This window comes from Bacillus sp. FSL R9-9410 (assembly GCF_038050385.1).
Classification (GTDB): Bacteria; Bacillota; Bacilli; order Bacillales; family Bacillaceae_G; genus Bacillus_A; species Bacillus_A cereus_U.
In genome coordinates, this window is sequence record NZ_JBBOTV010000001.1 from 3,422,049 (window position 1) to 3,448,837 (window position 26,789).

The following is a 26,789-nucleotide window of genomic DNA, read 5'->3' on the forward strand; positions in this document are numbered from 1 at the left end:
TCCTCTCCACTGTTACATCTAACACGTATACGTCCTCTAGTTAACATAATACCGATTATACAAAGCTAACTATGAGTAGACTAAAGAGGTGTCAGCCTTAGAGCCACAAAGAGTTAGCTACCCCTAGTAGGTATTGACTGCATAATTATTGCTGTGTAGTAGGTTGTATATGAGTGTATACTTATGAGGTGGGAATGCAGTAACATCAACTAAGTGGGTAGTTATTATGCAGGATTCTATAAAGGGGTTATTACTTCCGAGGTGGGGATATGTAGCAGTTTACTATGGAGGTGTTCCTGCTCATGTGTACCTATAATAGTTATACTTTCATAACTGTTCGATATTGTAACTTGGGAGAAACGACCACAGAGAGGGGTGCGTGAAACCATTTAGTGTGAAGCATTATAGCTGGATCCATTAGTTTCCTACCTCCCCAGTTGATACTTTATAAGTTGTTCTCTTGTAGGTACTTACATGAAACACCCTAAATCGTATATTCGTTCCAGTTAATTTATTTTCAACATATAGAGTTTCGTATTTCTTATTAAAGTTAGCTATAAAGTTCATTGCATCAGCACCTATGAGAACGACTCTATCGTCACCGATATAAAACTCAATAGCAGCCTGAGCCTGATCTAGATTATCGTGCCAGTTAACCCACTTCTTAAACCACTTAAACATTTTATATTCCTCCTCTTATTTTTCATAAATAGTTATTCTATTTATTCCCAATTTTTCCCTATCAATACCACCTGAGACGGCACCTATTTTAGTCTCCTACTTTTGTCGAATACTAGCTCACAAGTTTTGTCTGAATAGTACACCTTGTTAGTTTGCTGTCTCAGTGAATCTATTAGTTAATAATCATTTACAATATCTCCCTTGAGAACGTTAACTCAAAAGCTAAAACTGTGGAGGTCGTAGCAAAAGAGGGTTGACTAAATATTAAAACTACTTTAGTATTTTCCGTAAGAAACTCTAACTGAAGTGGTTCTCAATGAGGATAATAACTTGAGAGCCTTGATACATATAAGTTTTACGGATCCCAAACCTCTACAGTCCACTGGGAAGTTCCCTTGACAGGGTGGAGGTCGCTGGTTCGAACCCAGTCGGGATCATATGAGAAACCCTTTGATAAGTCAAGGGGCTTTCTTTATGTAGCAAATCAATATATTATTTTTATAATAAATTTTTTATATACTGTTCAAGATTTGATCAATAGCTCTCTTTTGGTCAACGATTAATTTTTCATATGAAAATAAACTTATGATTTTAAATCTCTTATTAGATTTGATTCAATATTTTAGACAAAAAAGTTCAATCTTAGCTAGCTTTATTTTATTTGATTTACTGCTATTTATAATATCGTTCACCGTGATATAGCAAAGTGCGATTCTAAACTTGTAATATTCAACATGTCTTCAAAAACCAGTAAATATATCCTTTTCTTTCAACTTATATTCATTTCGATTGAAACATTGCGTAAGATTCTGTGAAACTTCCAGTTCATCAATCGCTAATATTATATTTATACCATTTCCCCTACTTCTTTTCCTCAATTTTTGAGAAAGACATAAATTATATCAATCATAGCTCTGCGTTGTTCGCCAGAACTCAATTCTTCACTCTTTTCTTGGGAGCTTTTTAAAGTTTTCTTTAAAAAATAGCCTAATACAATAATTTATATATAAAAATTATTGTAACAACAAAGAACTACATAGATTAACTATGTAGTCTTTTAAAATATGAATAAGCCAATCTTATTTTTCCCCTAACTTGATTGCCCTTTTGATATTACTAAATGCGCCTTTACCATATAATAATACGCCACCACGGTAAACACGACTCGTTAAACCAATCATCATACATATTGTTGCGATTAGAATCGCTAATGCAAGCGCAATCTCCCATACTGGGATATTGAGGAATCCAATTCGAACGAGCATAACAATAGGAGTAAAGAAAGGTATATAGCTAGTAATGGTAACAACCGTGCTGCTTGGATTTGACATTCCATAAAGTGCGATATACAAAGCAGCAATTAACATAAATGTCAGCGGCATAACAGCTTGAGAAGATTCCTCTATACGACTAATAACAGAGCCGAGTAGACAAGATAATGAGCCATATAATAAGAATCCTAATGTGAAGAATAGAATCCCATAAAACACTAGAGTAGGAGCAACAGAATTTAAATCAATACTATTTAAAATATCATTTTTCGAATCATTAATTGCTGTTTTATACCCTACAGTTGCGACCAAGCCCCAAATTATTATTTGTGTAATACCTGCCAATAATGTTGAGAAGAGCTTCGCATATAAATGTTTTGTAGGCGAAATACTTGAAACAACTAACTCCATGACACGAGAAGATTTCTCTGTTGCAACATCTGTAGCTAATTGTGCAGCATACAATAATATCATTACATAATTTAGCATGATAAAGGTATTAATTAAAATCCCTACACCCTCTGTATGTTTTCCATCTTTAACCTTATCTGATATAGTTTTGGTATGAATTTCTACTGGCGTTGTTAACACCTTTAATTCATCTTGTGATAGATTTAATTGCTGCGCGAAATTAGAAGATTGTATTTGAGATAAAATCGTTTGAACCTTACTAACATCTTGCTGATTTGTATCTGTCTCAGTTATATACGTAGCCTTTAGTTGCTTATTATCCAATTCCTCTACAACGATTGCATATGTATAATCACCATCTTTAACACCTGATTCTGCTTTTTGTTTATCCGTACTATGTTTAACATGTATCTTACTATCGACATTTTTAAACACTTGTTGAATTGTTGTATATAATTCTTCTTTTTCTGTAACAACGACAACTTGCTCTTCCTCGTTACCTACAAAATAGTTATAAATTTTTTCAAAATTCATCATTCCTATAATTAACATAGAAATCATGATTGTAATAACAATATATGATGTAGCTTTTACCTTAGATTTATAGTTTTGTAAAAAAATCGTCCAGAAACTATTCATGCTGTGCACCTACTTTCTCAATAAAGATGTCATTTAATGTAGGTTCCTCTACTGCGAATTTTTTAACAAAACCTAATTTCGTTATCTCTTTAAATAAAACATGCGAAACTTCTTCATATGAAATTTTAAGAGTAACTGCATTTTTACGTTTTTTCATACTTTCTACACCTTTTATTTCTTTCAAATGATCAAAGTCATGATCGCCAACGATTACAACATTCTTTTTACCAAATTCACTTTTAATTTTGGCAATGTCTCCTTGAACAACAGGTACTCCTTTGTTCATGATACAAATGTGTTGGCATAACTCTTCCACATGTTCCATACGATGTGAACTAAAAAGTATCGACGCCCCTTGTTTTTGCATATCAAGAACAGCTTCTTTTAACATTTCAACATTTACTGGATCTAAACCACTAAATGGTTCATCTAAAATTAAGAGTTCAGGCTTATGTATAATCGCTGTTATCAGCTGAATTTTTTGCTGATTCCCTTTTGAAAGTTCTCCTACCTTTTTGTTCAGATGCTCAGTAATATTAAAACGCTCCAGCCAATAGTGAAGTTCTTTTTCTGCATCTTTACTTTTCATGTTCTTTAATTTTGCAAAAAAGTTAACTTGTTCTTTGACAGTCATTTTCGCATAAAGCCCACGTTCTTCGGGTAAATACCCAATCTTATCCGTTACATCATAATTTATAGGCTTACCATTCCATGAAATGGTTCCGCTTGATTTCGATAAAAGGCCAAGTATCATTCGAAATGTAGTCGTTTTACCTGCTCCATTCCCGCCCAAGAATCCAAAAATTTCACCTTTTGGTATCTCAATATTCAAATTATTCACTGCAACATGCTCGTCAAATTTCTTTGTTAAATCTTTAATTAATAAACTCATTATCCACACCCTTAATTCCCAAGATGATTTATTTATACAATTGTATATCCATAGTCAACCACAATATTTTGCCCTCTGATGGCATCACTTTTATCAGACATTAAAAATAAGATGACATTTGTAACATCTGAAATTCTAACAATTTCCCTATATGGTATCTTTTTTCAATAACTTATTTCCTTCAAAAATCATTCATTACCAACAAATGTTATATTTATCATTATAAGGTTAGCATAAGATTTAGAATAACCAATATGTAATTTTGCATATTTTAATATTTTCATAAAGTATTTCTTCGAAAAAAATTTTCGTTATGTACTTTAAAACAACTTATAGGCACATTTAAGCTGCTCAATAGATAAATCATTCGTTTCTATTTTTTCAAAAGTTCCTGCTTTCCATCTCATACCGCTCACTACTCTCTATTAAAAATTTGTTTCTTCATTTATATTATAATACTTGTTTTAACATCGGTCTTACGATTCTATATTCGTCACCAAAAGGCTCCTTTATGATTAATGGCGAGTGATCATCTTTTTCTTCTTCAATCATTGTAAATATTTCTGTTTTTTCTTGTAATATATTAGATTCGCTATTTTTAGTAGGTTTTTTGCTTGTTTCAATTTTCTTCGTCACTTCTCCAAGTTTTTGCCCGGCTTCTTCTGCTTTGGCAGGTTCATTCGTAACGTAGTATTCATGCCCCTCCTATACTAATATAGGTGGAACTTGTTCTCATTTGTTACATATTATATAAGTAATACTAGCTATAGGTAGTATACATATCGCTACAAAGAGGATAGCTTTTTTATTCATTTACTATTCTCCTTATCTATCATTTCATTGGATTATATAATGTAAGGTATAGATAGCAAATGGATTTCATGGTTATTTTTAGTTTTATTTCTAAAAGAAAAACCTTACAAAAGTAAGGTTCCATTTTTAAGTTCTATAGTGACTGATTTATTAAAACGATCATTACGATAATCGCTATAAACATAACAACTAAACAGCCGATCATTTTATAAAATCCTCGTTTCGTTAACGTCCCGCCTTGAACGTCTTTACGAATGAATAGGAACACTGCTAAAAATAAAACGATCCCCATGCCAAAAGCGTACATCATTTGCATATGTTAATCTTCCTTTCTCTCTTACATCTTAATATCTTTTCGACAAAACAACAAACGAGATAAAGACTGTACTCATCGTTAATGCCATTAATATGTTCAATAGTTCAACCGCAGATAGTGTAATTACTTTTAAGTTTAAGCCAATAGAGAAAAGAAGATAATATGCCGTTAGCGCAAAAAAGCTGAAGAACATTCCTTTATAACGAATGAGTTTCATTCGCTCATCTTTTTCTTTAAATTGCGGGTGCAAGTAGCTTAGGCAAAAACACATGATCATCATTGCAAGTACTGTATAGGTTGGACTTGGCGGTGCAGAATGCGTCATTATACCTGCTAATATCATAGTTCCACTCATAATTAAAAAGATAATCCCCATAATTACAAAGTACTTTTGTGAATAATTCATCCTTTCTCCTCCTCTTCTTTTCCTTCATAAATAAACACATGTTCTATCGTTGTTTGAAATGTTTTCGCTATTTCAAATGCTAATGGAAGTGATGGATCATATTTCCCTTTTTCAATTGAGATAATGGTTTGTCTGGAAACTCCAAGTTTCTCAGCCAATTTTTCTTGAGATAGTCCAAATTTTTTTCGGTATTCGACCATTTTATTTTCCAAGGAAATTTCTCCCTCCTTCCTTATACTGAGTATATACGTAAAGGAAACTTTACGTCAAGGTTCCTTTACATCCATTAAATTATTTTGTGTTTTATTTATATAGAAGAAACTTTTTCAATTTCAGCATGTCTATTTTGAAATGAAACATGGAACAATGTATATATATCCGTTACTATATCTCCTCCCCGCTTTTGTGAAAATTTAATATCTCCATATTTGTTTTATCCTTTTAAAATATTTCATTCTTCTCTTTATTGGGTAAAATGCGCTATTGTTTTCACGTTGTTTTTCGCCATATTTATAGAAACTAACGGTTTATGAAGCATTTTTTATGTATAGCCACTTTTTTTGTAGAAATCCTTCATTTTCCTTTCAATATTTAACACTATCGATATAAAGTTTATGGTAAATTCATAATTTTTTATTTTTTAAACTATATTCCGTTATATTGTTGTATAATATCAATGAAAGCGCTTATTATTTCAATATACATAATTCGAACTAAACTTTATCGAAACATTCTGACAGTTATACTTATATTTAAATTCAACAATTATAGTTATTAATGTAGGTATACCAAATATATCCACCCCATTTTTTCGCGTAATTACTTTATAACATGAAAGATTAACTTGGGTGATAAGTTATTGTGAATGTTTTTTTACAAAACAGATAAGTAATAGTGTTTGGCATTATGTAAATTATTGTAATAACATAAGAGTAAAGAAAAACATTTACATTGATTATTGGTTCATCAATTATTGAAAAGAGCAAAATGCACCTTTTTGTATGGAAAAAGGATTATATGCATTGGGAGGTTTAAACAAATGACGAGGAAGAATACAACGACAAACCCTTGGGCCAAGTTCCATGGTCCGAACCTTGGTTATGTTATTGAACAGTATGATCTTTACGTAACTGGAGCAGGTTCTGTTGATCCGGAATTACAAGAGCTTTTTGAAATTTTTGGAGCTCCTTCGTTTCAAGATGATGTCGTAACAGGGGACAACACAGCAACACATTTTTCTCCTCAAAACACAGGGAACATTGAAAAGATTCTTAAAGTCGTTCAACTTGTTGAACAGATTCGTTCTTTCGGGCATACATTGGCTCACATTAATCCGATGGAAGATGCTGCAAATGGACAATCTCTTATCGAGAAAACAATGAACGAACTGAGCGATGCTGATTTGAAAGCGATTCCAGCTAAAACAGTATGGCAAGATGCACCAGAGGGTATTCACACTGCACTTGATGTAATTCATAGATTAAAAGACGTTTATACAAAATCTTTAGCTTATGAATTCTCACATATACAAGATAGTGAAGAACGCGCGTGGTTGCATCAAATGGTGGAATCAAATTCATTGCGTCAACCATTATCAAATAAAAAACGAACTGCTCTTTTAAAACGTTTAACTGCTGTTGAAGGTTTCGAGCAATTCTTGCATAAAACATTCGTTGGTCAAAAACGTTTCTCTATCGAGGGCGTTGATATGCTTGTACCTGTACTAGATGAAATTGTTTCGGAAGGTGCTAAAGGCGGCGTTGAAGATGTCATGATTGGTATGGCTCACCGTGGTCGTCTAAGCGTACTCGCTCACGTACTAGAAAAGCCATATAATCACATGTTTGCAGAATTCAAACATGCAAAAATAGAAGGTGCAGTGGCAAATGCTGGCTGGACTGGTGACGTGAAATACCATTTAGGTAGAGAACAAGTCGTTGGTAATGAAGAAGTTAGCACTCGTGTTACATTAGCAAATAATCCGAGTCATCTTGAGTTCGTTAACCCTGTTGTTGAAGGTTTCGCACGTGCAGCTCAAGAGAATCGTAAAAAATCTGGTCTTCCAGAACAAGATACTACAAAATCATTCGTAATTTTAGTTCATGGTGATGCTGCATTCCCTGGTCAAGGTGTTGTGTCTGAAACATTGAACTTAAGTAGATTGAATGCATACCAAACTGGCGGAACTATTCATGTTATCGCAAATAATGCAGTCGGCTTTACGACTGATAGCTATGATTCTCGTTCTACTAAATATTCAAGCGACCTTGCAAAAGGTTTCGATATTCCGATTGTTCACGTGAATGCAGATGATCCGGAAGCTTGTCTTGCTGCTGCAAACCTTGCGATCCAATATCGTACGCTGTTCAAAAAGGACTTCTTAATCGATTTAATCGGTTACCGCCGATATGGTCATAACGAAATGGATGATCCAGCAGTTACGCAACCACAAGTGTACAAAAAAATTAAAAATCACCCAACTGTAAGAGCAATTTATGCAGATCAATTACAATCTGCTGGCGTTCTGAATGCAGATGAGGTTGAAACAATTACTCAGTTTATACAAGAGGAATTAAAGGCTGAATACGCACAAGTGCCACCAGCTGATACGAGTGCTGCAACAATTCACGTTAAAGTTCCAGAGGTTGTTGCAAAAGGAATCCAGCCGATTGACACTGGTGTTTCAATTGACTCACTTCGTGCAATTAATGAAGGACTATTATCTTGGCCTGAAGGCTTTAACGTATATCCAAAAGTGAAGAAAATTCTTGAGCGCCGTAAAGATGCTCTTGAAGAGAACGGTAAAATTGAATGGGCACTTGCTGAATCGTTAGCATTCGCTTCTATTTTACAAGAAGGTACGCCAATTCGTTTAACTGGTCAAGATTCACAGCGTGGTACATTCGCGCATCGTCATATCGTATTACACGATACTGATACAAACGAAACATATTCACCATTACATCGTTTACCGAACATTAACGCATCATTCTCTGTTCATAACAGTCCGTTATCAGAAGCTGCTGTTGTCGGTTACGAATATGGTTATAACGTATTTGCTCCCGAAACTCTTGTGATGTGGGAAGCGCAATACGGTGACTTCTCAAATACTGCGCAAGCATTATTTGATCAATATGTTTCAGCAGGAAGAGCGAAATGGGGTCAAAAATCAGGTCTAGTTCTTCTATTACCACACGGTTATGAAGGTCAAGGACCGGAGCATTCTAGTGCACGTCCAGAGCGTTTCTTACAATTAGCTGCTGAGAACAACTGGACAGTTGCAAACTTAACAAGCGCGGCACAATACTTCCATATCTTGCGTCGTCAAGCATCTATCTTAGGAACAGAAGCTGTTCGACCGTTAATAATTATGACGCCGAAAAGCTTATTACGTCACCCACTTACACTTTCTACAGGTAGTGAGTTAAGTGAAGGACGTTTCCAACCTGCTTTAGAACAAGGAAACCTTGGTGCGAAACCAAGCAAAGTAAAACGTCTTGTTTTAAGTACAGGTAAAATGGCAATTGACTTAGCAGCAGAAATCGAAAGTGGTAAGCATGAGTACAGCCTGGATGAGGTTCATATGGTTCGTATCGAGCAGTTGTACCCATTCCCTGCTGAAAAAGTTCAATCTATTATTAAACGCTTTAAAAACTTAGAAGAAATCATTTGGGTTCAAGAAGAACCTCGTAATATGGGCGCATGGCATTACATGGCTCCAATTCTGTTCGAACTAGCTGGGGATAAAGTGAAAACAGGTTACATTGGACGCCCGGATCGTTCTAGCCCATCTGGTGGCGATCCATTCGCTCACAAAGCTGAGCAAGAATTAATCGTTGCACACGCTTTAGATGTGAAGTACAACTTCCGTCAAGATAAACAAGAAATTGAAGTTTTCAGCAACTGAAAGTAACAATGAGTTTTTCAGGCTCAGCTGTGGCAGATAGTCTGCCACAGCCGGGCTAACAAATGGAGATTACCGAAGATTAAAGAAGACAAAACACACCGTTAGGCAAATAAGGGGAGGACATTTAAAATGATCGAAATTAAAGTACCTGAGCTTGCAGAATCTATTTCAGAAGGAACTATCTCACAATGGCTTATCAACGTAGGCGACAAAGTTGAGAAAGGTAGCAGCGTTGTTGAGCTTGAGACTGACAAAGTCAATGTAGAAATCATTGCAGAAGATTCAGGTATTGTATCGAAGTTACTAGGCGAACCTGGAGATACAGTTGAAGTTGGCGCTACTATCGCAATTTTAGATGCAAACGGCGCAGCAGTTGCAGTAAGCACACCTGCTCCAGCTAATGAGCAACCAAAACAAGAAACTACTGAAGCACCGAAAGCAGCAGCTCCAAGTGCTGAACAAAATAAAGCGTTGCAAGGTTTACCAAATACAAATCGTCCTATCGCATCACCAGCTGCTCGCAAAATGGCTCGTGAATTAGGAATCGACTTAAACGACGTACGTAGTACAGATTTACTTGGACGTGTGAGACCACATGATGTACAAGCTCACGCTGCAGCTCCAAAAGAAGCACCAGCTGCTCCAAAACAAAGTCCGGCTCCAGTTGCAAAAACTGAATTCGAAAAACCAGTTGAGCGTGTGAAAATGTCCCGCCGCCGTCAAACAATTGCAAAACGTCTTGTAGAAGTTCAACAAACATCTGCAATGTTAACTACATTTAACGAAGTTGATATGAGTGCAATCATGGAATTACGTAAAGAACGCAAAGATGCTTTCGAGAAAAAACATGATGTACGTCTTGGCTTTATGTCATTCTTCACAAAAGCAGTTGTTGCAGCATTAAAACAATTCCCATTATTAAATGCTGAAATTCAAGGCGACGAGCTTATCATTAAAAAATTCTATGATATCGGTATTGCAGTAGCAGCTCCAGATGGATTAGTTGTTCCAGTTGTACGCGATGCTAACCAATTGAACTTCGCTGAAATTGAAAGCGAGATTCGTAATTTAGGTCTGAAAGCACGCGATAATAAACTTTCATTAAAAGAGCTACAAGGTGGTACATTTACAATTACAAACGGTGGCGTGTTCGGTTCTCTAATGTCGACACCAATCCTAAATAGTCCACAAGTAGGTATTCTAGGGATGCATAAAATCCAAGTACGTCCAGTTGCGATCGATAACGAGCGTATGGAAAACCGTCCAATGATGTACCTTGCACTATCTTACGATCACCGTATTGTTGATGGTAAAGAAGCAGTTAGCTTCCTTGTTGCTGTTAAAGATATGCTTGAAGATCCAAAATCATTATTATTAGAAGGTTGATAGATTATTAATCTATTAAAGGCTGTAGAATGAAACATTCTACAGCCTTTTTTATTGTATTCATACGGGACAAATCACACCACATAGACTAATAATGTATGCCTAAAGCGTAAGGGGGATAAACATGAATAACCTTCCAGCTCATGCAAAGCTTAAAGCAAATAAGGATACTTTCTTCCTCCCCGATTCAAACGGGGGTGTTTACTTTCGAAATAACTCCAGTTCATTCCGTATGGATGGTGATGGAATTTATGACTGGATTGAGAAATTAATGCCTATGTTTAACGGTAATCATTCTTTGACAGAAATAACCAATGGTCTCCCTCTCCCCTATCAAAATCGTGTATTTGAAATTGGAGAGATTTTATATGAAAATGGTTTCATTCGTGATGTAAGCCAAGATGCTCCCCACGAATTAAACAATGCATTACTCGACAGATACGCTTCGCAAATTGAGTTTTTAGAAGCTGATTCCCATTCAGGCGCTTTAAAATTCGAAAGGTACCGCGCAGCAAATGTGCTTATAATTGGTTCTGGCGATATGCTTACTTCCCTAGTTTCTTCTTTATTAGAATCTGGTTTACCTACATTTCATTACCTTGTTACAGATCGTGCTGAAACAAACTACAATCGAATTCATGAACTAAGCGAACGTGCATATGCAAATGATGACAATGTACTCATTCAAGAAATAGATATTGCAATTGATCGTCCTTTACATGAAGTATTCGAGCCTTTCGACTGGATTTTATACGTTTCCCAAAATGGAGATATTGAGAGTTTAAGAGCCATCCATACTATTTGTAGAGATGTTGGAAAAAATTTCATACCAGCTATTTGCTTATCAAGAATTGGTTTAGCTGGACCTGTCGTAACCGCAGATCGTGAAGAATGCTGGGAATCAGCTTGGCATCGTCTACACGAAACTACTTTACAAAGCGAAAATCCACCTGAACCTTTCTCACCAATTACATCTGCAATGTTAGCAAATATTATCGTTTTTGAGTTATTTAAACATGTCGCTGAAGATTCACACAGGCAGCATAATCCTCAATTCTTTTTATTAAACTTGGAAACACTTGAAGGAAAGTGGCACCCTTTCATAAAACATCTTCTCGCAACCGATGAAATCTTTACAATTGATACGGTGCAAAATCTTCAAGAAAACCTTGCCCATCGTTCCGGACAATATACTTCAACTGAACTTTTTCGTTTTTTTGATACATTAACTTCTAAAGAAGCTGGCATATTCCACATGTGGGATGAACAAGATTTACACCAATTGCCTTTATCACAGTGCTATATTCAAGTTGCAAATCCATTATCAGACGGACCTACCTCTCCCCTTCCTACTATAGCTTGCGGTGGATTAACTCATAATGAAGCACGCCGCGAAGCTGGTTTAACAGGAGTTGAAACATATGTAGCTGAAATGATTCATCGTCTTATCCCCGAACATACTGATATCGGTATTGGTGCTGGGGAAACGATGGCAGAAGGTGTATACCGAGCACTACAAAAACATTTAAATAATAAGTTATATGAACGCCAATCACATATGCTAGAAGAGATTACAGAGCTTGATTTAACCGAAATTCATGATAAACATTGTAGGTTTTACTACGATGCTCTCTCTACAATTCATGAAATACCTAAAGTAGGAATGAGTGAGGAGTTACTTGGTTTTCCTGTCGTTTGGATCGGTATAAATGATAGATGGTATGGTGCGGCAAATATTAATATAACACTCGCGTTAAGAAATGCTCTGCAACAAGCACTCCTTCATATTCAAAATGAAGAGATTCCTTATAAAGCTAATATGTTACCAGAATCATCCATTGTTTTATATAGTACGGATTCTGTTAGAGTAGCAATACAAGAAGAGGAAGAAGTTCCAGGCGTACAATCTCTACAAGTTGCTTTGCAAAATTTAGCGGAAAACAATTTTTATCCATTCGTTTTTGACTTAGCCATTGAGTCATTTTTAAGAGACAACTTAGACGGTGTATATGGGGTATTAATTGCAAAGGAGGATGACCAATGACTCAAAACATATTACTTATAGGAGATGGCCTACTCACAGACTATGTACATGAGCAATTGTGTAAGCAATATTCACCCATCCGCCAGCATACAATTACAGAAGCTCTTCCTGAAAACATTCATCTTGCTCTTGTCTTACATGACGGGTCTCCTTCTTCCGTACATCATGATGCTGAGCTTATCTTTCGCTCAAATAATATTCCGTGGCTTCGCGCGTTTACTTCGTTTGGTGAAGGTATTATCGGTCCTTACGTGCAGCCTTTTACAACTGGATGTTCCCACTGCGCTGATGGCCGCCGGTTTATAGCTGGCTTTGATCAAAAAGAAATGTGGGAACTACAACGGAAATATGCATTAAAAGCAGATAACGTGACGAGGCGTGATGTACGCGCCACCCAAAATGGAATGTTACAAATGTGCCAGCTCATTCATGCTGAAACAGAGAAAATATTAGCTCATGGATATTCTTCTTTAGAAAACGAACTCATTTTATTAGACCTACAAACGTTACAATGTAATCGGCATTCCTTTCTTCCAGATCCTCTCTGTCCGGTATGTAGCAATTTGTCTGATGATACAGCGGATGCAGCAGAACTTTCTTTACAACCGAGTTTAAAAACGAGCAACGAAGCGTATCGCTGCCGTTCGATTCATGAGCTAAACACATTTTTAACTAGAGACTATTTAGATTACCGGACTGGTATTTTAAACGGAAAAATGCAACATTCTTTATTACCGTTTGCTGATGTTATTATAAACATGCCGTTACTGTTCGGAAATGAAGGTGTCGCGGGCCGGACTCAGTCATTCGCACTTAGTGAAGCAACCGCTATTTTAGAAGGATTAGAACGCTATTGCGGTATGTCGCCTCGTGGAAAAAAAACAAATGTACATGGTAGTTTTCGTGAGCTAGAAGATATTGCACTGAATCCCCTCACACTTGGTGTACATACAAATGGACACTATAATCGTGATACCTTTCCGTTTAAACCGTTTGATCCTGATTATGAGCAAAGCTGGGTATGGGGATATTCTTTATTACAAAACCGACCACTTCTAGTTCCAGAATCAATCGCTTATTATAGCCTTGGTCATAGAGATGCTTTCGTATATGAAACATCAAATGGATGTGCCATTGGCGGTAGTTTAGAAGAGGCAATTTTTCATGGCATTTTAGAAATTGTAGAACGTGATGCCTTCTTACTCACTTGGTATGCCGAATTACCTCTTCCCCGCCTTGATCTTAGTTCAGCAAATGATACGGAATTACAATTAATGATCCAGCGGTTACACACGATTACCGGGTATGAATTACATGCTTTTAACGCGACGATGGAACATGGTATCCCTAGCCTATGGGTCATCGCAAAAAATACGCGTGAAAATGGAATGAACGTTGTTTGTGCAGGAGGCTCTCATTTAGATCCAATCCGAGCTCTAAAGAGTGCAATTCACGAAATAGCGGGCATGTTACTTATAGCAGATGAAGAGCTTGAACAAAAAAGAGAGAAATATGAAAACTGTTTACAAGATCCATATCTTGTTTCGCAAATGGAAGATCATAGTATGCTGTACGGATTGAAAGAAGCGGAAGAACGTCTTCACTTCCTTTTACGTGAAGATGCTCCGGTGCAAACGTTCCAAGAAATGAATGCATTACAATCATTTGATATGGATTTAACATCTGATCTTCATCAACTTTTAAACCGGCTACATCAATCTAGACTTGAAGTAATCGTTGTAGATCAAACAGTCCCCCTTATAGAAAAGAACGGCTTACATTGTGTAAAAGTAATTATTCCAGGCATGTTACCGATGACGTTCGGTCACCATCTCACTCGGGTTACAGGACTGGATAGAGTGTATACCGTACCGATGACACTTGGATATAGGGCTGAGCCTTTAACGAATGAAAGTTTAAACCCACATCCGCATCCGTTTCCATAATTCATAGCGAGGGGGAAATTTGATGCAACTGGATACTTTTTTACATCATCTCCATTTTTCTATTAATGAAATTATGTCGTCCGATAAAGAGATTGATTGGGAAGACGCACCACTTCCTTATAAATTATATCGAAATTTACCAGTCATCCCTCTCTCTTTAGAAATCCCTTTAACTTTGCGGAATTCTTCTACTAAACCTAACTTAGAGGAAATCGGTCATTATCTTTGGTACTCATTTGGTTTAACACAATTATGTCAGCCTACTACTAATCTAGAAAATAATAAAACAACGACTCTATTTCGAAGATTCATCCCTTCTGGGGGTGCTTTATATCCAAATGAATTATATATGTATTTAAAAATTGATCATTATCCAGACGGCATTTACCATTACGACGCCGCACATCACCGTCTTATCTTACTTCGCGAAGGAAATTTCGATTCTTATCTTACAGAAGCACTCGGCAATCGTTGCAACATACATTCATGTTTTGGTGCTGCATTCGTATCCACTATGTTTTGGAAAAACTTCTTTAAATACAATAACTTTTCGTATCGTCTGCAAGGATTAGATAGCGGTGTTCTCATCGGTCAATTACTTGAATGTGCAAAACAATTTGGTTATACAAATGGTGTATATTTTCAGTTTCTAGACCGGGCAATGAATCATTTACTTGGACTGTCAGAAGGTGAAGAAAGTGTATACGCAGTTATTCCTTTAAGTACAGAACCGAATACAGATTGGTTTCATGATGATCATCGTGAAAATAAAACTATTACTTCACATGACTTGTTGCAGCAAATCCCGCTGTTAACACATGAGCATTTCGTTCGTTCAAAACATGTAGATGACTATCCGATGATAAAAAAAATAAACGCGGCATCTATGATTGAATCAACAGAACACTTCCAAACATTTACCTGTGAAGAACGACAACAATATAGTGCACACGCTGTACAGCTACCTAAAGTGGAACGTTTATCATATGATTTTTTACAACTTTGTAAAAAACGATATTCACCTGATTCTGACTTCATTTTAACGAAATGGGATGCAGCCGAGCTCGCTACTCTACTACAAACAGCGAGCCTCTCCTTCCCTTATTACAACGACCTTGATGGCAAGTATGTAAATGAAAACGCACGCGTCTCTTTATATGGATGTTTTTATAACGTAAAAGACATAGAAAACGGCGCTTACGCTTATAACAGCAGGACACATTCCATACAGCCAATTCGGTACGGAGACCTTCGTTATTCGCTTCAATCTAGTATGACGATGGATAACGTAAATCTTTTTCAAGTACCACTTTGTCTACATGTAATCGGAAATAAAGATTACTATAAAAGTAAATTAGGTTATAGAGGATATCGAATTCATCAAATGGAAGCTGGCATGCTCGTTCATAAACTTGTTTTAGCTGCGAACGCTATGGGGATGGGCGGGCATCCGTTACTAAGTTTTGATACAAATTCATGCGATCAATTGTACGGGATTGATGCCGGAAATGAAACTTCACTCATTCAAATTCCAGTTGGGGCGTATCGGGCGCGGAATTGGCTAAAGGGGTATTTGCATAATTAGAAGCACGCCGATGGACGGCGTGCTTTTTTTACTAAATTAATTTAAAAATACTCTTAATTTGTCTTGCAAATAACCAGTTTTTCGTACCGTAGTTATCATTTAGACTATCTAAATTGATAGATTTCCCGTTAGCAAACTTTAATTCTAACGTTGTATTTTTATCATTTGTTTTTAAGTTACTATTTGTAATATCATCATACTTTAATTTTTCAATCTCAATATACTCTTCCTTCTCTTCTCCGATAACGACGTGATCTTGGAAGAAGAACAATACTTCTACTTTCTTACCGAAACAAAATACGTTTTTCGTATAAATTAATGTCGCATTATCAAGTCCGACACATACTTCTTTCATCTCTTCAACAACGTTTCCTAAGTTTTCTTCGTTTCTTGCATTTGATTCAGCAATCCATTCTTCGATTGTATTCATGTTAATTGCCATACTGTGCCCCCTGGTTCGTTCATTGCTTTATTAAAAAATAAATACTATATGACAATATAAGCGATACGTACTATGTTTTCAAGGGCGAACGGTATATTCAAAATAAAGTGAAACTTTATTTATTTCCCTTTCACAAAAAAATAGCACTTAAAAAAGTGCTATTCCGCTCGCCTTGCTGCTTGTTGAATTGGATCCCAAACGCTGTTATATGGGGGTGCGTAACTTAAATCGACATCTTCTAAATCGTGAATACTCATTTTATTGAAAAGCGCCATCGCGATAACATCAATACGTTTATCTACGCCCTCTTCTCCAATTACTTGACCGCCTAACAATTGTTTCGTATTGGCATGATATAGTAATTTCAAGTGAAGTGGCGAAGCACCTGGGTAATAGCCCGCCATATTTGTTGAATCTACTTTGACCGTCTTATACGGGATGTTTAACCCTTTCGCTTCTTTTTCATTTAAGCCTGTTCTTGCGAGCGTCAGATTCATAAATTTAATAATGCCTGTACCTAACGTACCTTTAAATGCTCTTCGTTTATCAACCATATTGAGTCCGGCAAGTCGCCCTTGTTTATTCGCAGTCGTTCCAAGCGGGATATGGTCATGCATTTCCTTTATTACATGGTAATGCGTTGCACAATCACCTGCTGCATATACGTCTTGTACATTCGTTTGCATATAAGCATTTACTTCAATTGCACCTTTAGGATTTTTACGTATATTTGTCCCTTCAAGAAAATCAGTATTTGACTGTACACCGACAGATACTAAAACGAGATCTGTTTTATACGTACCTTTATCTGTTTCAATTTGTTCGACTCTTTCTTTTCCTTTAAACGCTTTTACATTTTCATTTGTTAAAATTTCAATACTATGTTTATCTGCTTCTTTATGTATGTATTCCGCCATATCGGCATCATAAATTGTGCCAATGTGATCGTTTCGCTCAATCATTCTTACTTTCTTACCAAGTTCGACGAATGTTTCTGCCATCTCTAGACCAATCGCACCACCGCCAATAATCGTTACGTGCTCAACGCTATTTGTTTGTAATGTGTCTACTATACGCTCAGCATCCGGAATTGTTTTTAAAAGATGAACACCTTGTAAATCTTTACCTTCCCAATCCGGCATAACAGGGCGTACACCAGTCGCAATTAATAAACGGTCATATGAAAATTCAAATACATCTTTCGTCTTCGTATGTACTGCATATACAATTTTCTTTTCTGTATCTACTTTCGTTACTTCATGACGCACTTTCGCATCAATTCCATATTTATCACGAAACGTTTTTACATCGCGTGCAATTAACTTTTCAGTAGAGGCGATAACACCACTAATCACATACGGTAATCCGCACTGAGCGTATGAATAGATTTCACCTTTTTCTAACGTTACAACATTTGCAGTTTCATCGTTTCTAACAATTTGCATTGCTGCACTCATACCCGCTGCATCTCCGCCAATAATGACATAGTTCACTTTACCACTCCTTCTTTTTTACATACTCTTTACGATTTCCATATTTTATAAAAATAACACCTACTTCCATTTTATAGAAAGAGAATTCAATCTACAAATTTGGTGCACAAGACTATGCGTTACTAGGTATCCGTCGTGTCTTATAAACAAGATGTTTAATATGCTATAACAGTTACTATTGAAAGTAGGTGAAACATACATGTGCGCCGGCCTTCTCGCCCAGCTTCCAGAAGAACCGAAAGAACCGAAAGCCGCCATGCCACTTGACCAAGAATTTTCCATTAACGCAACACTTTATAGTGCTCGTGCTTGGTTATCTAATGATGAGACTTTCGCACAAACTATTTGGAAAGGCTCTCGCTTCGCTTCAGCATCACACGCTGGCAAGTCCATCTTACCAATTGGTACTGTTAAAATTGTAAACTTATCTGATGATACAATAACAGTTACTGCATCATCAGAATCAGATGATGCCCTCAAAATAGTCGTACCGCCTCATTCTGAAGGTGTTTTAACGTCCAGTTCTTTATCTGATGTGCAAGCTAGTACATCAGGAGGAGCAAGTAAAGTCACATTCCTCTTTCACATCTTCTTCTCAAGGGATCCTGGTCCAGCTAAACAACCATAGAAAAGGTACAGTAATACACACTGTACCTTTTTCATGCACTCTATTCTCTTGATTTAATCAGTTCAACATTATAAGATTCCACACTCGTTAACGTTCCTGTAAAATACGGATTTTCTCTGTACCAAGACTGTTTTGAAAAATATGTCCATGTTTTGCGTATATTTCATTTCTAGCAATTTTTAACTGTTCTTTCGATAAATATGTTAAGTCCGCACTCGTTAATTTTCGAATATCACTATTAGGGAAGATGAAACCATTATATACATACCCAGTCGTAGGCGGCGGGGTGACATTGTAAACAACTGTTTTTTCTACACTTTTCTTTTGAAATGGAAGATTATAAGCCGAAAGTGCCGTTACCGTTTCTACCTTTGTCGTTTCCCTTCCGGTTTCTCCATTTCGTTCTAAATAAATCGCCGCACTTCCATCAGTCGCTACCGGTCCCCACGTAATTTCTTCTCCGGTCAACGCTGTAACTGGCTTTTGATTCACGTATAATGTCGCACCAGGCGCATTCGTTTGAACTGTAATATATTGCCCTTGTAACGTTAAGTCTATCGTTACATTATTTTGACTTTGTTTCATAAGTACAACCTTTTCCTCACGTGATAGTTTTACATAGTCATTTTTATATTCGGATTGAAATACTTGAGTTCCTGGAAGAAACGGTCCATATTGCTTCTCAAACTTTTTATCATTTGTCTTATCAATTTCTTTTCCGTTCAATTTTAAAGATGTACCTTTTTCATTTGTAAGCAGAGTCGTATAATACGTCTTCGCTTTCAATTTAAACCGATCAAATATAACGAAATACTTCCCGTCTTTCGTTAAAGAAAAATCTGCTCTTTCTATTCCATCCCCTTGTTTTTCACCTTGCTTCAAATATTCTTTCAATTCATTCACGTAAGATGGATTTTCTTTTATATATGAAAATAGAGGCGTTAAACTCTCTCTCGTTACAATAACGGCTGGGTCATCTGTCGTGACGATCTCAGCTAATTTCTCCCCGTCCCTCTCTTGTAAAACAGTAATAATTCTCTCTACTTGCGATGATTGTGAGTAATATGAAGATCCATACGCATATAATCCGCCCAATACTATAATAAAAAATGTTAAAAGTGTAATTCCAATTATTGCCCCTTTGCTCATTTTCTGCTTCTTTACTACAGGATTCCCCCTCTTCGTCCCGCAGTTTTGACAGAATTGCACACTGTCTTCAAAATGAGTCCCACACTTTGTGCATACATTCATCCGTTCAACCACCTTTTCGTTAGAAGCCTGTTAATCCCCCGATAAAGGTTTGAATCATCGTTTTAATGTAAGACCAAAGCACGATAAAAGTTGCAATTCCGATTAAAACATTTGCGATAATAAGTGTATAAACAGGATCTACTCCGCCGTTGTCTAGTTTTAATATAGCTACAATTATGCTAACTCCCATATACGTTGTAGCCAGCCCTAGTAATATTGGTAAAAAAAAGATCAATAGGAAACTAAATAGAAAAGAAAGAACTAGTATAGCAATAGCTGGCGTCGCTATCGTTCCCCATATACCGAATGCTTCAAGAAACGAAAAAGATGATTTCATCATCTTACCACTTACAAAAATAATAAATCCGACAAATAAAGTTAAAATTAATAAAAAGAAAAAGACCATTACAGATTCTCCAAAGAAAGTAGGAGTAGTTATATCTGGTACTAATGTCCTCGTAACAGTCACCGCTGTGCTCATCATTCTATAAAAAATACATGCTACTAAAAAGCAAATAAGCACAAGACTTACAATTCCATTTCGCACTTCAATATTTCCACTTTTCATAATGGCCGATGGTGATTTAAAAGCACTTTTAAAGAACTGAAAATAGCCACTTGCAAATTGTTTCGCTTGTTCTACCGTTTCATTCGGGCGACTTTCCTTTACTTGTGCTGCGCGCGCTTGTTGCTGTCCTTCTTCCTGTGCACCACTTGCTACCACTTCTTCCGTTAACGAATGTCCACAATTCCCGCAAAACCTTGCTTCCGCTGCATTTTCTGTTTGACACGCCGGACATTTCATTCTCTCATCCCTCCTTAAGCATATACCTTATAGGGTGTTACAAATTCAATATATGACTTTGTACATAAAACATGACTACAAGAAAAAGAATATGAAATCCTTCTTTTAAACGAAACTATGTGTGCTAGTAATATAGAAAAATAATGTTATTATGAAACAGAGCAACTAACATTTTTAACAGATTGGATGAAGACAGTGGAATTTGTAAACTCGATTTTTCAAACACTCCTTACAAGCGTGATCCAATTATTTTCTTTAATTGGTGTCATCATTGTAATTGGATTTATATTAGGTTATTTAGAATCTCTCACACGAACGTATTGGTCGAGAGCTTTCGGAAGGAAAGGCTTTCTTTTGACTGCATGGATCGGTGTCCCTATTCATGAGCTTGGACATGCAATTATGTGTCTATTATTTCGTCATAAAATTGTAGCAACGCAGTTCTTCCCAACAGATACAAGTCAGGGAGCTTTAGGTTACGTACAACACCAATACAATCAAAAAAGTATATATCAACGAATTGGGAATTTCTTCATCGGAATCGGCCCTATCATTTCAGGCATTACTGCATTAATCCTTTTAATGCGCTATTTCGTACCAGAGTCATATTATGTATTTAATACAACTCTCGAAAAAACAATTGCCTCTACTTCTATTAATTTAGAAATGATCCAAAACATGCTCTTGTCGACATTCTTTTTATTGAAAAGCTTATTTACAATCAACAACTTATTGAACCCTTCTTTTTGGTTATTTTTATTTATCGCTATTTGTATTTCCGCACATATCGCTTTAAGTAAACCAGATATTAAAGGATCAATAGACGGTGTTATCGTCATGTTTATCATGTTATTTTTATTCAATATAATTACAGGACTTTTTCAGTACGACAGTAACCAACTCATCGGAAAAATGATGAAGTATAATATGTATCTCATCGCGTTTTCTAGTGTAGCGCTTCTTTTCTCTTGTATTTCTACACTTGTGAGTTTTGGGTTTTATAAAATGAGAGGAGGACGTTCGTTGTGAACGTCCTCCTCTATCTTTAGAAAATTATTTATCAGATTTAATAAGCTATTGAATCTGAATAGATGGTCCAATTACTTTGTTTTCTTCACCCGAATACGGTACAAGTGAATATTTACCCACCGCTAGATCAATTCCATCAAATCTACTAAAAGAAATACCGCCATCTTTATTCGATATAACTACCTCTTTAAATGTATGTGCTTCTCCAGATTCTGATTCGATTTTAAAATAAATACCTTCATTTGCACTTTGTGTCACATCATAATAAATCGTTGTGGAAATCGGCGTAGAAACTACTTTTTTAACAGTTACTTTATTGCCATCGTATAAAGCAATTGTTTCATTTAATTCAAACGTCTGCTTCTCTTTCATCAACTTAGCTTGCGATACTTCAATATCAAATATCCATGGTTGCTTAATTACAGTATCCCTGTTGAATGTATTATAAGTAATTTCGATTTGAAGTGCATCAGTTTCTGGCATTTCGCTAAAATCGACGGCACCGTAGATTGTAAACATAGAATCATTTACTTCAATTGACTGTGCATCCTTTGTATTAGAAAAGTCACGGCCATTTATTCGCACCTGTGGAATTAAAAATGTTTGATAATCAAAATTCACACCCTTTGCTGGCTCAAATGTTGAACTAATGAGCAGTTTATTCTCATCCACTAATACCTCATTTAAAGTCAGTTTACCGTATTTATTTTCAGCAGTTTTCCCAATAGCAGTCTTATACGATGAATAGTCTAGTGGTTGCTCTTCATCAATATATTTTTCAATCAATCCCGCAAAAAATGGTGTATTTGCTAAAGAAGATTGTCCAAGTGGCACTATAATACTGACAATTAGCATGCAAACTGCAGCGACTCCGAACAATTTTTTTGATTGTTTGTTTTTACGGAGCTTTTTTTTCACACGCTTTTCCCACTGCTTTTCCTCTATTTTGGTTAAGGAAACCTCCTCAAATTCTGTAATATCCAACTGAATGTCATTTAGCTCTTTATAAATAGACATGTCCTCACACCCCATTTTTAAAAATAAAAATCTGTTTGAGCTTTTTTCGTCCGCGTGACAGTTTGTTATGAATCCATGATTCTTTCACGTTAAGATGGGAAGCAATTTCACGAGACGGTACACCTTCTAAATAATACTTTTCAAAAATGTTTCGCTCCGTTGCTGACAGCTCATTGAGCAATTCCTGTACGTCTAAGAAATCATTTGATTTTCTTTGTTCTTGATACAGATGGTCATTAATCTCCGTACAGACAGTTTGTTGCTGATTTCTCGCATTTTTCCGCTGATAATCAATTGCTCGATATTTAGCAATGGCTGCTATCCATTGTTTAAACGTATTTTTACTTGGATCGAATGAATCGATATGAAACCAAATGGCTAATAATACATCATCTAAACATTCTTCATAATCCTGCTGATTACTATGTACATATCGTTTAATAATAGCGCTGAGTAAACCTCCATATGTTTGGATAATGAATGTAATGCTCTTTTCATTACGTTGTTTAATTTGTTGCACAACATTTTCTTCTGTTATCTTCAAAAATAGACCTCCTCGCACTGCTAATTGGTATCTACTTTCTAATACGAATGAAAAACAATAACCCTATCACTGTTTTGAAATATTGCGAACATAATCTCATCATAAGTACTACTCCCTCACAATCTTGACAATCCTTGTTCACGATAAGAAGAGCTAGTCCATTTAGAACTAGCTCTCCTAATCACTTCTCCCTCTTATAATCACAATGCTCAACCGGAACACGAGCATGCCCTTCTTCATCTGTACACCATGACTGTGACTGAAAGGCAAGAAAAATACCAATCCACTCTTCCTTCTTCTCAAAGTGAATCAATATCCCACCGTCTTGCCATTTGCCATCATCACCTTGCCATTTCTCTACATTCCCTTGATTCATATGAATATCGTGTATACCGTTTCCAGGTGTAAAATGAAAATACGAATCTGGAACCTTTTCTTCTGGTCCCCACCTTTCACCAAACGCATAAATAATCGCTTTCTCATCTATTGCTCGTTTTATATAACGTTCTATCTTTTCATTTAAATCATTATCAGATCCCGTTTTTTCAGCTGGCAAAGGAATCATTTGCTTCGAATCAAATAAATTACCTCTTACATAATCTAAAGCCACTTTCGGCTCATTGTTTTTCACTTCCGTAAAACCGAACGGTAATGTCGGTAAAATATGAATCGCCTCTGATCGAATATTGTTACTCGCAAAATATAAAACTTCCGACGGATAGCTTTGTGATTTCACGTTAATTGCAATGCGATAATTAACTCCTGCTTCGCCTTGTAAATGAACTTGATAATGAGGTGTTTTACCTTTTCCAATCTTTGATTGTATAACGATACCTTTTAACACACCATAGTTTTTTAAGGGCATACCTTTCATCTCCTATTCATTTAGTAGAAGCTTTTCATACTTAAGGCATTATCCATATAAAAAGAAAACCCTCCTTTGCCAGGAGGATTTTCTTATTTTTCCCCGCATTAACGGGCAGTAAGACTCCCACCAAAAAATCTAACTGGAGCCTAACTGCCCATAAAAGCCCGATTGGTGAAGCTAATAATTAGTGGGGTTGAAAAACACTCCCCACTAATTAAAGTTTCACTTTATCAACATATACCAAAAAATCACCTCTACGACTACAAGCAACACCGCACCAGAAATCATTAACGTCGTTTTCTTTAATAGTTCATTTTCACGATAAGGGATATTACATAAATAAGCACCAAGTGTAATCCGTGATGGGCAAGCGATTGTCGCTACTGATGATGCGGTGTTTTGAAGTGTTGTGACGTATTGCCACGGAAGTGCTACGTTTTGCGCTGTTTGCATTTGGAGTTTAATAAACATCGCATTTGATCCTGCGTTACTACCTGTTAAAAAGCCACCGATTCCTCCAATGAACGGAGCAACGAAAACGAAAAAGGTACCAAATGTTTCACCAGCTGTCTTTGCGAGTAATGAATGCATACCAGATGCCCCCATTAGCTCTGAAATCGCAATGAACATTGTCGTTGTAATTGCGAATGGAATCCATTGTTTTATCGTTTGCGAGATTGATTGTTTAATAATATTAGATGGAATGCGGAAGAAAATAATTGTAAATAAACAAGTCATGGCGAGCCAAAATCCTGGCGAATATAGTAGCTCTAGTTTGTAAGAATATGATTTTAAATCGAGAACTGCATATGACCTGAGCAGATCGTGTAATGCTGGAACGAGGCGGGAAAGTAAAATACAAACTGTTAAAAAGATATAAGGGCTAATAATTTTTATAATCGATATTTCCCTCTCCGTAGCTGCCGCATGCTCTGTTAGAAGTTTTTGCTCATTTTCCCCTTTTAATTTAATGATTAGAAAGCCAAATATAATGGTAACGATAGAACTTAATATTCCTGCTAGTTCAACACTTACGTATGCGTTAGAAAGATAGATTCCGAGAGAAAATAATAGAAAGAACCCTATCCCTTCCTTCCACTTTTCTATAACTGCCTGAAAGCCACCGACAACGTATAAAGAAAGGATGATAAAGTATGCGAAAATCGGGATGCTTAATAATGCTGTGTTTGTACCAAGAGTTGTGAGTGGCATGTTAATAAGCTGAGAACCGATAATCGTACCCGTTGCCATCGCGCCCCATGAACTTGCAAGTAGACCGATAAATGAAAGTAGCACAGCTTGAAACGGTTTATAACCGAGAGAAAGAAAAATAGGTGCTGCGACCATAAAACCAATTCCGAACCCACTCACTGACTCAATAAGTGGACAAATACCAAAACACATAAGAAGCATTTGTAATAATCGATCGCGCGTGACTTGTTCTAGAAATCGTGCTACTTGATCGATGTACCCCATTTTGTTCATGAGGTGAAATAAAAAAATACCGAAAAACAAAACGTATCCAACAATAAAACAAATTAACCAACCTTTAATCGTTGCGTGTACAGTTTCACTTATCCCTAATTGAAACGTTGGCGAGAGTAAAACAATTCCGACAGAAACGGCATAAGAGATTAATGATGCTCTTAATGACGTTTGTTTAAATAAAAATAAACAAATAAAAATCATCATAATCGGGATAAGTGCCAACAATATGGCCATGCTATCATCTCTTTTCGTAAAAAGTGCAATTTTTTTACTATTATATAACAGATGTTGTGATTTTCAATTATTTTTATCCCGCAGTAACGGGCAGTAAAACTCTCACCTCAAAATTCGGCTGGAGCAAAGAAGTTAGGTGGGAGTCGGGCTGCCCGTAAACGCCCGATTGGTGAAGGCTAATAATCAGTGGGGGATGAACACCCCCCACTGATTATAGTTTCACTTTATAACAGATTTAAAAAAGGAGCCAAGCGGCTCCTTTTTTTGAATAACTATTTTATCTTTTATCCTGAAAAACCGTCTGCTGCCCCAGCATCTTTTCTAAAACAGCAAACACAATATAAACACATACTACTTGCAATGCAACATTCCAAAATTTCATTAAAGAAAATGAATGTATCCACTGAAATAATTCATTTAGCATTACAACTGAAACGATAGTAAATACTCCTATAATAGCTGAAAATATACATACTTCTAAAATAGATTGCTCTTGTATTCGATTTAAACTGGAAAAGATGAATAAATATCCTAGAAATAGAGCCAGTAATTCTATTTTTGTCATGCTAATTAGCCAAGCGTATAGTGGCACGGTTAAAAGAAGATATAATAGTTTACGTCTTAGCATGCCTTCTCCCCCTCTAAGTTAGAAGTAATCTTTTGTATATTTTAACATTTTTTATATGAAACAAA

The 26,789-nt window shown here is 36.2% G+C and carries 22 protein-coding genes and 2 pseudogenes; 7 read left to right on the forward strand and 17 right to left on the reverse strand.

Features of this window, described 5'->3' with window-relative positions; genetic code table 11:
- Positions 1 to 417: 417 nt before the first annotated feature.
- The 8 genes and pseudogenes from MKX77_RS17825 to MKX77_RS17855 form a co-directional block, all read right to left on the reverse strand.
- Entirely contained in the window at positions 418 to 681 is a 264-nt protein-coding gene (locus MKX77_RS17825; RefSeq protein ID WP_002158815.1) for a hypothetical protein, read from the reverse strand.
- A 1,079-nt stretch (positions 682 to 1,760) separates the two neighbouring features.
- On the reverse strand, positions 1,761 to 3,002 hold the full coding sequence (locus tag MKX77_RS17830) for an ABC transporter permease (protein WP_341307374.1): 1,242 nt from the start codon (positions 3,000 to 3,002) through the stop codon (positions 1,761 to 1,763).
- A complete protein-coding gene (locus MKX77_RS17835; RefSeq protein ID WP_341307375.1) occupies positions 2,995 to 3,894 on the reverse strand; it encodes an ABC transporter ATP-binding protein in 900 nt (299 codons plus the stop codon). The genes MKX77_RS17830 and MKX77_RS17835 overlap by 8 nt, the downstream gene beginning before the upstream one ends.
- 32 nt (positions 3,895 to 3,926) lie before the next feature.
- Positions 3,927 to 4,052, reverse strand: a complete 126-nt coding sequence (locus tag MKX77_RS30700; protein WP_445819117.1) for an SDR family oxidoreductase — start codon at positions 4,050 to 4,052, stop codon at positions 3,927 to 3,929.
- Positions 4,053 to 4,344: 292 nt separating this feature from the next.
- Positions 4,345 to 4,707 (reverse strand): annotated as a pseudogene (locus MKX77_RS17840) (hypothetical protein).
- Positions 4,708 to 4,840: 133 nt separating this feature from the next.
- A complete protein-coding gene (locus MKX77_RS17845; RefSeq protein WP_341307376.1) occupies positions 4,841 to 5,023 on the reverse strand; it encodes a DUF3976 domain-containing protein in 183 nt (60 codons plus the stop codon).
- A 28-nt stretch (positions 5,024 to 5,051) separates the two neighbouring features.
- Positions 5,052 to 5,429, reverse strand: a complete 378-nt coding sequence (locus tag MKX77_RS17850; protein WP_341307377.1) for a permease — start codon at positions 5,427 to 5,429, stop codon at positions 5,052 to 5,054.
- On the reverse strand, positions 5,426 to 5,641 hold the full coding sequence (locus tag MKX77_RS17855) for a helix-turn-helix transcriptional regulator (RefSeq protein WP_002011455.1): 216 nt from the start codon (positions 5,639 to 5,641) through the stop codon (positions 5,426 to 5,428). The genes MKX77_RS17850 and MKX77_RS17855 overlap by 4 nt, the downstream gene beginning before the upstream one ends.
- A gap of 827 nt (positions 5,642 to 6,468) precedes the next feature.
- Here MKX77_RS17855 and odhA point away from each other — a divergent pair.
- From odhA to MKX77_RS17880, 5 genes are all read left to right on the forward strand, one after another.
- Entirely contained in the window at positions 6,469 to 9,336 is a 2,868-nt protein-coding gene (gene odhA / locus MKX77_RS17860; RefSeq protein WP_341307378.1) for a 2-oxoglutarate dehydrogenase E1 component, read from the forward strand.
- Between the two features lie 129 nt (positions 9,337 to 9,465).
- The gene (gene odhB, locus MKX77_RS17865; protein ID WP_341307379.1) at positions 9,466 to 10,722 is read left to right on the forward strand and encodes a 2-oxoglutarate dehydrogenase complex dihydrolipoyllysine-residue succinyltransferase; all 1,257 of its coding nucleotides are present in this window, start codon (positions 9,466 to 9,468) and stop codon (positions 10,720 to 10,722) included.
- 124 nt (positions 10,723 to 10,846) lie between these two features.
- Entirely contained in the window at positions 10,847 to 12,766 is a 1,920-nt protein-coding gene (locus MKX77_RS17870; protein WP_341307380.1) for a putative thiazole-containing bacteriocin maturation protein, read from the forward strand.
- Positions 12,763 to 14,712, forward strand: coding sequence for a TOMM precursor leader peptide-binding protein (locus tag MKX77_RS17875; protein ID WP_341307381.1), 1,950 nt, complete (start codon positions 12,763 to 12,765; stop codon positions 14,710 to 14,712). The genes MKX77_RS17870 and MKX77_RS17875 overlap by 4 nt, the downstream gene beginning before the upstream one ends.
- A 22-nt stretch (positions 14,713 to 14,734) precedes the next feature.
- The gene (locus tag MKX77_RS17880) at positions 14,735 to 16,297 is read left to right on the forward strand and encodes a SagB family peptide dehydrogenase (RefSeq protein WP_341307382.1); all 1,563 of its coding nucleotides are present in this window, start codon (positions 14,735 to 14,737) and stop codon (positions 16,295 to 16,297) included.
- A 31-nt stretch (positions 16,298 to 16,328) separates the two neighbouring features.
- Here the strand turns inward: MKX77_RS17880 and MKX77_RS17885 are convergent, their stop codons facing one another.
- Both MKX77_RS17885 and MKX77_RS17890 read right to left on the reverse strand, forming a co-directional pair.
- Entirely contained in the window at positions 16,329 to 16,739 is a 411-nt protein-coding gene (locus tag MKX77_RS17885; RefSeq protein WP_341307383.1) for a DUF3908 family protein, read from the reverse strand.
- 158 nt (positions 16,740 to 16,897) lie between these two features.
- Positions 16,898 to 18,232: an FAD-dependent oxidoreductase gene (locus MKX77_RS17890; protein ID WP_341307384.1), complete on the reverse strand. Its 1,335-nt coding sequence runs from the start codon at positions 18,230 to 18,232 to the stop codon at positions 16,898 to 16,900.
- Between the two features lie 199 nt (positions 18,233 to 18,431).
- On the opposite strand from MKX77_RS17890, the gene MKX77_RS17895 reads away from it, so the two are divergent.
- Positions 18,432 to 18,860: a hypothetical protein gene (locus MKX77_RS17895; protein WP_341307385.1), complete on the forward strand. Its 429-nt coding sequence runs from the start codon at positions 18,432 to 18,434 to the stop codon at positions 18,858 to 18,860.
- A 40-nt stretch (positions 18,861 to 18,900) separates the two neighbouring features.
- On the opposite strand, the pseudogene MKX77_RS17900 reads toward MKX77_RS17895, so the two are convergent.
- Both MKX77_RS17900 and MKX77_RS17905 read right to left on the reverse strand, forming a co-directional pair.
- Positions 18,901 to 20,111: pseudogene (locus MKX77_RS17900) on the reverse strand (TcaA 3rd/4th domain-containing protein).
- A 19-nt stretch (positions 20,112 to 20,130) separates the two neighbouring features.
- The gene (locus MKX77_RS17905; RefSeq protein ID WP_341307386.1) at positions 20,131 to 20,916 is read right to left on the reverse strand and encodes a zinc ribbon domain-containing protein; all 786 of its coding nucleotides are present in this window, start codon (positions 20,914 to 20,916) and stop codon (positions 20,131 to 20,133) included.
- 195 nt (positions 20,917 to 21,111) lie between these two features.
- Here MKX77_RS17905 and MKX77_RS17910 point away from each other — a divergent pair, with 195 nt between their 5' ends.
- A complete protein-coding gene (locus MKX77_RS17910; protein WP_341307387.1) occupies positions 21,112 to 21,945 on the forward strand; it encodes a hypothetical protein in 834 nt (277 codons plus the stop codon).
- A 45-nt stretch (positions 21,946 to 21,990) separates the two neighbouring features.
- Here MKX77_RS17910 and MKX77_RS17915 read toward each other — a convergent pair whose 3' ends face one another.
- The 5 genes from MKX77_RS17915 to MKX77_RS17935 form a co-directional block, all read right to left on the reverse strand.
- Positions 21,991 to 22,962: a DUF4179 domain-containing protein gene (locus MKX77_RS17915; RefSeq protein ID WP_341307388.1), complete on the reverse strand. Its 972-nt coding sequence runs from the start codon at positions 22,960 to 22,962 to the stop codon at positions 21,991 to 21,993.
- Positions 22,963 to 22,966: 4 nt separating this feature from the next.
- Positions 22,967 to 23,506, reverse strand: coding sequence for a sigma-70 family RNA polymerase sigma factor (locus tag MKX77_RS17920; protein WP_341307389.1), 540 nt, complete (start codon positions 23,504 to 23,506; stop codon positions 22,967 to 22,969).
- Positions 23,507 to 23,687: 181 nt separating this feature from the next.
- Positions 23,688 to 24,371, reverse strand: coding sequence for a YukJ family protein (locus MKX77_RS17925; RefSeq protein WP_341307390.1), 684 nt, complete (start codon positions 24,369 to 24,371; stop codon positions 23,688 to 23,690).
- Positions 24,372 to 24,596: 225 nt separating this feature from the next.
- The gene (locus MKX77_RS17930; protein ID WP_341307391.1) at positions 24,597 to 26,096 is read right to left on the reverse strand and encodes an L-lactate permease; all 1,500 of its coding nucleotides are present in this window, start codon (positions 26,094 to 26,096) and stop codon (positions 24,597 to 24,599) included.
- Between the two features lie 277 nt (positions 26,097 to 26,373).
- The gene (locus tag MKX77_RS17935; protein ID WP_215555608.1) at positions 26,374 to 26,724 is read right to left on the reverse strand and encodes a DUF4029 domain-containing protein; all 351 of its coding nucleotides are present in this window, start codon (positions 26,722 to 26,724) and stop codon (positions 26,374 to 26,376) included.
- Positions 26,725 to 26,789 lie beyond the last annotated feature (65 nt).

What these genes read in the sequence shown, in the direction of transcription:
- MKX77_RS17895 (WP_341307385.1), top strand. Translation starts at nt 18,432, where the DNA reads ATGTGCGCCGGCCTTCTCGCCCAGCTTCCAGAAGAACCGAAAGAACCG.
- MKX77_RS17850 (WP_341307377.1), bottom strand. Translation starts at nt 5,429, where the DNA reads ATGAATTATTCACAAAAGTACTTTGTAATTATGGGGATTATCTTTTTA.
- MKX77_RS17870 (WP_341307380.1), top strand. Translation starts at nt 10,847, where the DNA reads ATGAATAACCTTCCAGCTCATGCAAAGCTTAAAGCAAATAAGGATACT.
- odhA (WP_341307378.1), top strand. Translation starts at nt 6,469, where the DNA reads ATGACGAGGAAGAATACAACGACAAACCCTTGGGCCAAGTTCCATGGT.
- MKX77_RS17830 (WP_341307374.1), bottom strand. Translation starts at nt 3,002, where the DNA reads ATGAATAGTTTCTGGACGATTTTTTTACAAAACTATAAATCTAAGGTA.
- MKX77_RS17845 (WP_341307376.1), bottom strand. Translation starts at nt 5,023, where the DNA reads ATGCAAATGATGTACGCTTTTGGCATGGGGATCGTTTTATTTTTAGCA.
- MKX77_RS17905 (WP_341307386.1), bottom strand. Translation starts at nt 20,916, where the DNA reads ATGAAATGTCCGGCGTGTCAAACAGAAAATGCAGCGGAAGCAAGGTTT.
- MKX77_RS17930 (WP_341307391.1), bottom strand. Translation starts at nt 26,096, where the DNA reads ATGGCCATATTGTTGGCACTTATCCCGATTATGATGATTTTTATTTGT.
- MKX77_RS17915 (WP_341307388.1), bottom strand. Translation starts at nt 22,962, where the DNA reads ATGTCTATTTATAAAGAGCTAAATGACATTCAGTTGGATATTACAGAA.
- MKX77_RS17875 (WP_341307381.1), top strand. Translation starts at nt 12,763, where the DNA reads ATGACTCAAAACATATTACTTATAGGAGATGGCCTACTCACAGACTAT.
- odhB (WP_341307379.1), top strand. Translation starts at nt 9,466, where the DNA reads ATGATCGAAATTAAAGTACCTGAGCTTGCAGAATCTATTTCAGAAGGA.
- MKX77_RS17880 (WP_341307382.1), top strand. Translation starts at nt 14,735, where the DNA reads ATGCAACTGGATACTTTTTTACATCATCTCCATTTTTCTATTAATGAA.
- MKX77_RS17885 (WP_341307383.1), bottom strand. Translation starts at nt 16,739, where the DNA reads ATGGCAATTAACATGAATACAATCGAAGAATGGATTGCTGAATCAAAT.
- MKX77_RS17825 (WP_002158815.1), bottom strand. Translation starts at nt 681, where the DNA reads ATGTTTAAGTGGTTTAAGAAGTGGGTTAACTGGCACGATAATCTAGAT.
- MKX77_RS17835 (WP_341307375.1), bottom strand. Translation starts at nt 3,894, where the DNA reads ATGAGTTTATTAATTAAAGATTTAACAAAGAAATTTGACGAGCATGTT.
- MKX77_RS17925 (WP_341307390.1), bottom strand. Translation starts at nt 24,371, where the DNA reads ATGCCCTTAAAAAACTATGGTGTGTTAAAAGGTATCGTTATACAATCA.
- MKX77_RS17935 (WP_215555608.1), bottom strand. Translation starts at nt 26,724, where the DNA reads ATGCTAAGACGTAAACTATTATATCTTCTTTTAACCGTGCCACTATAC.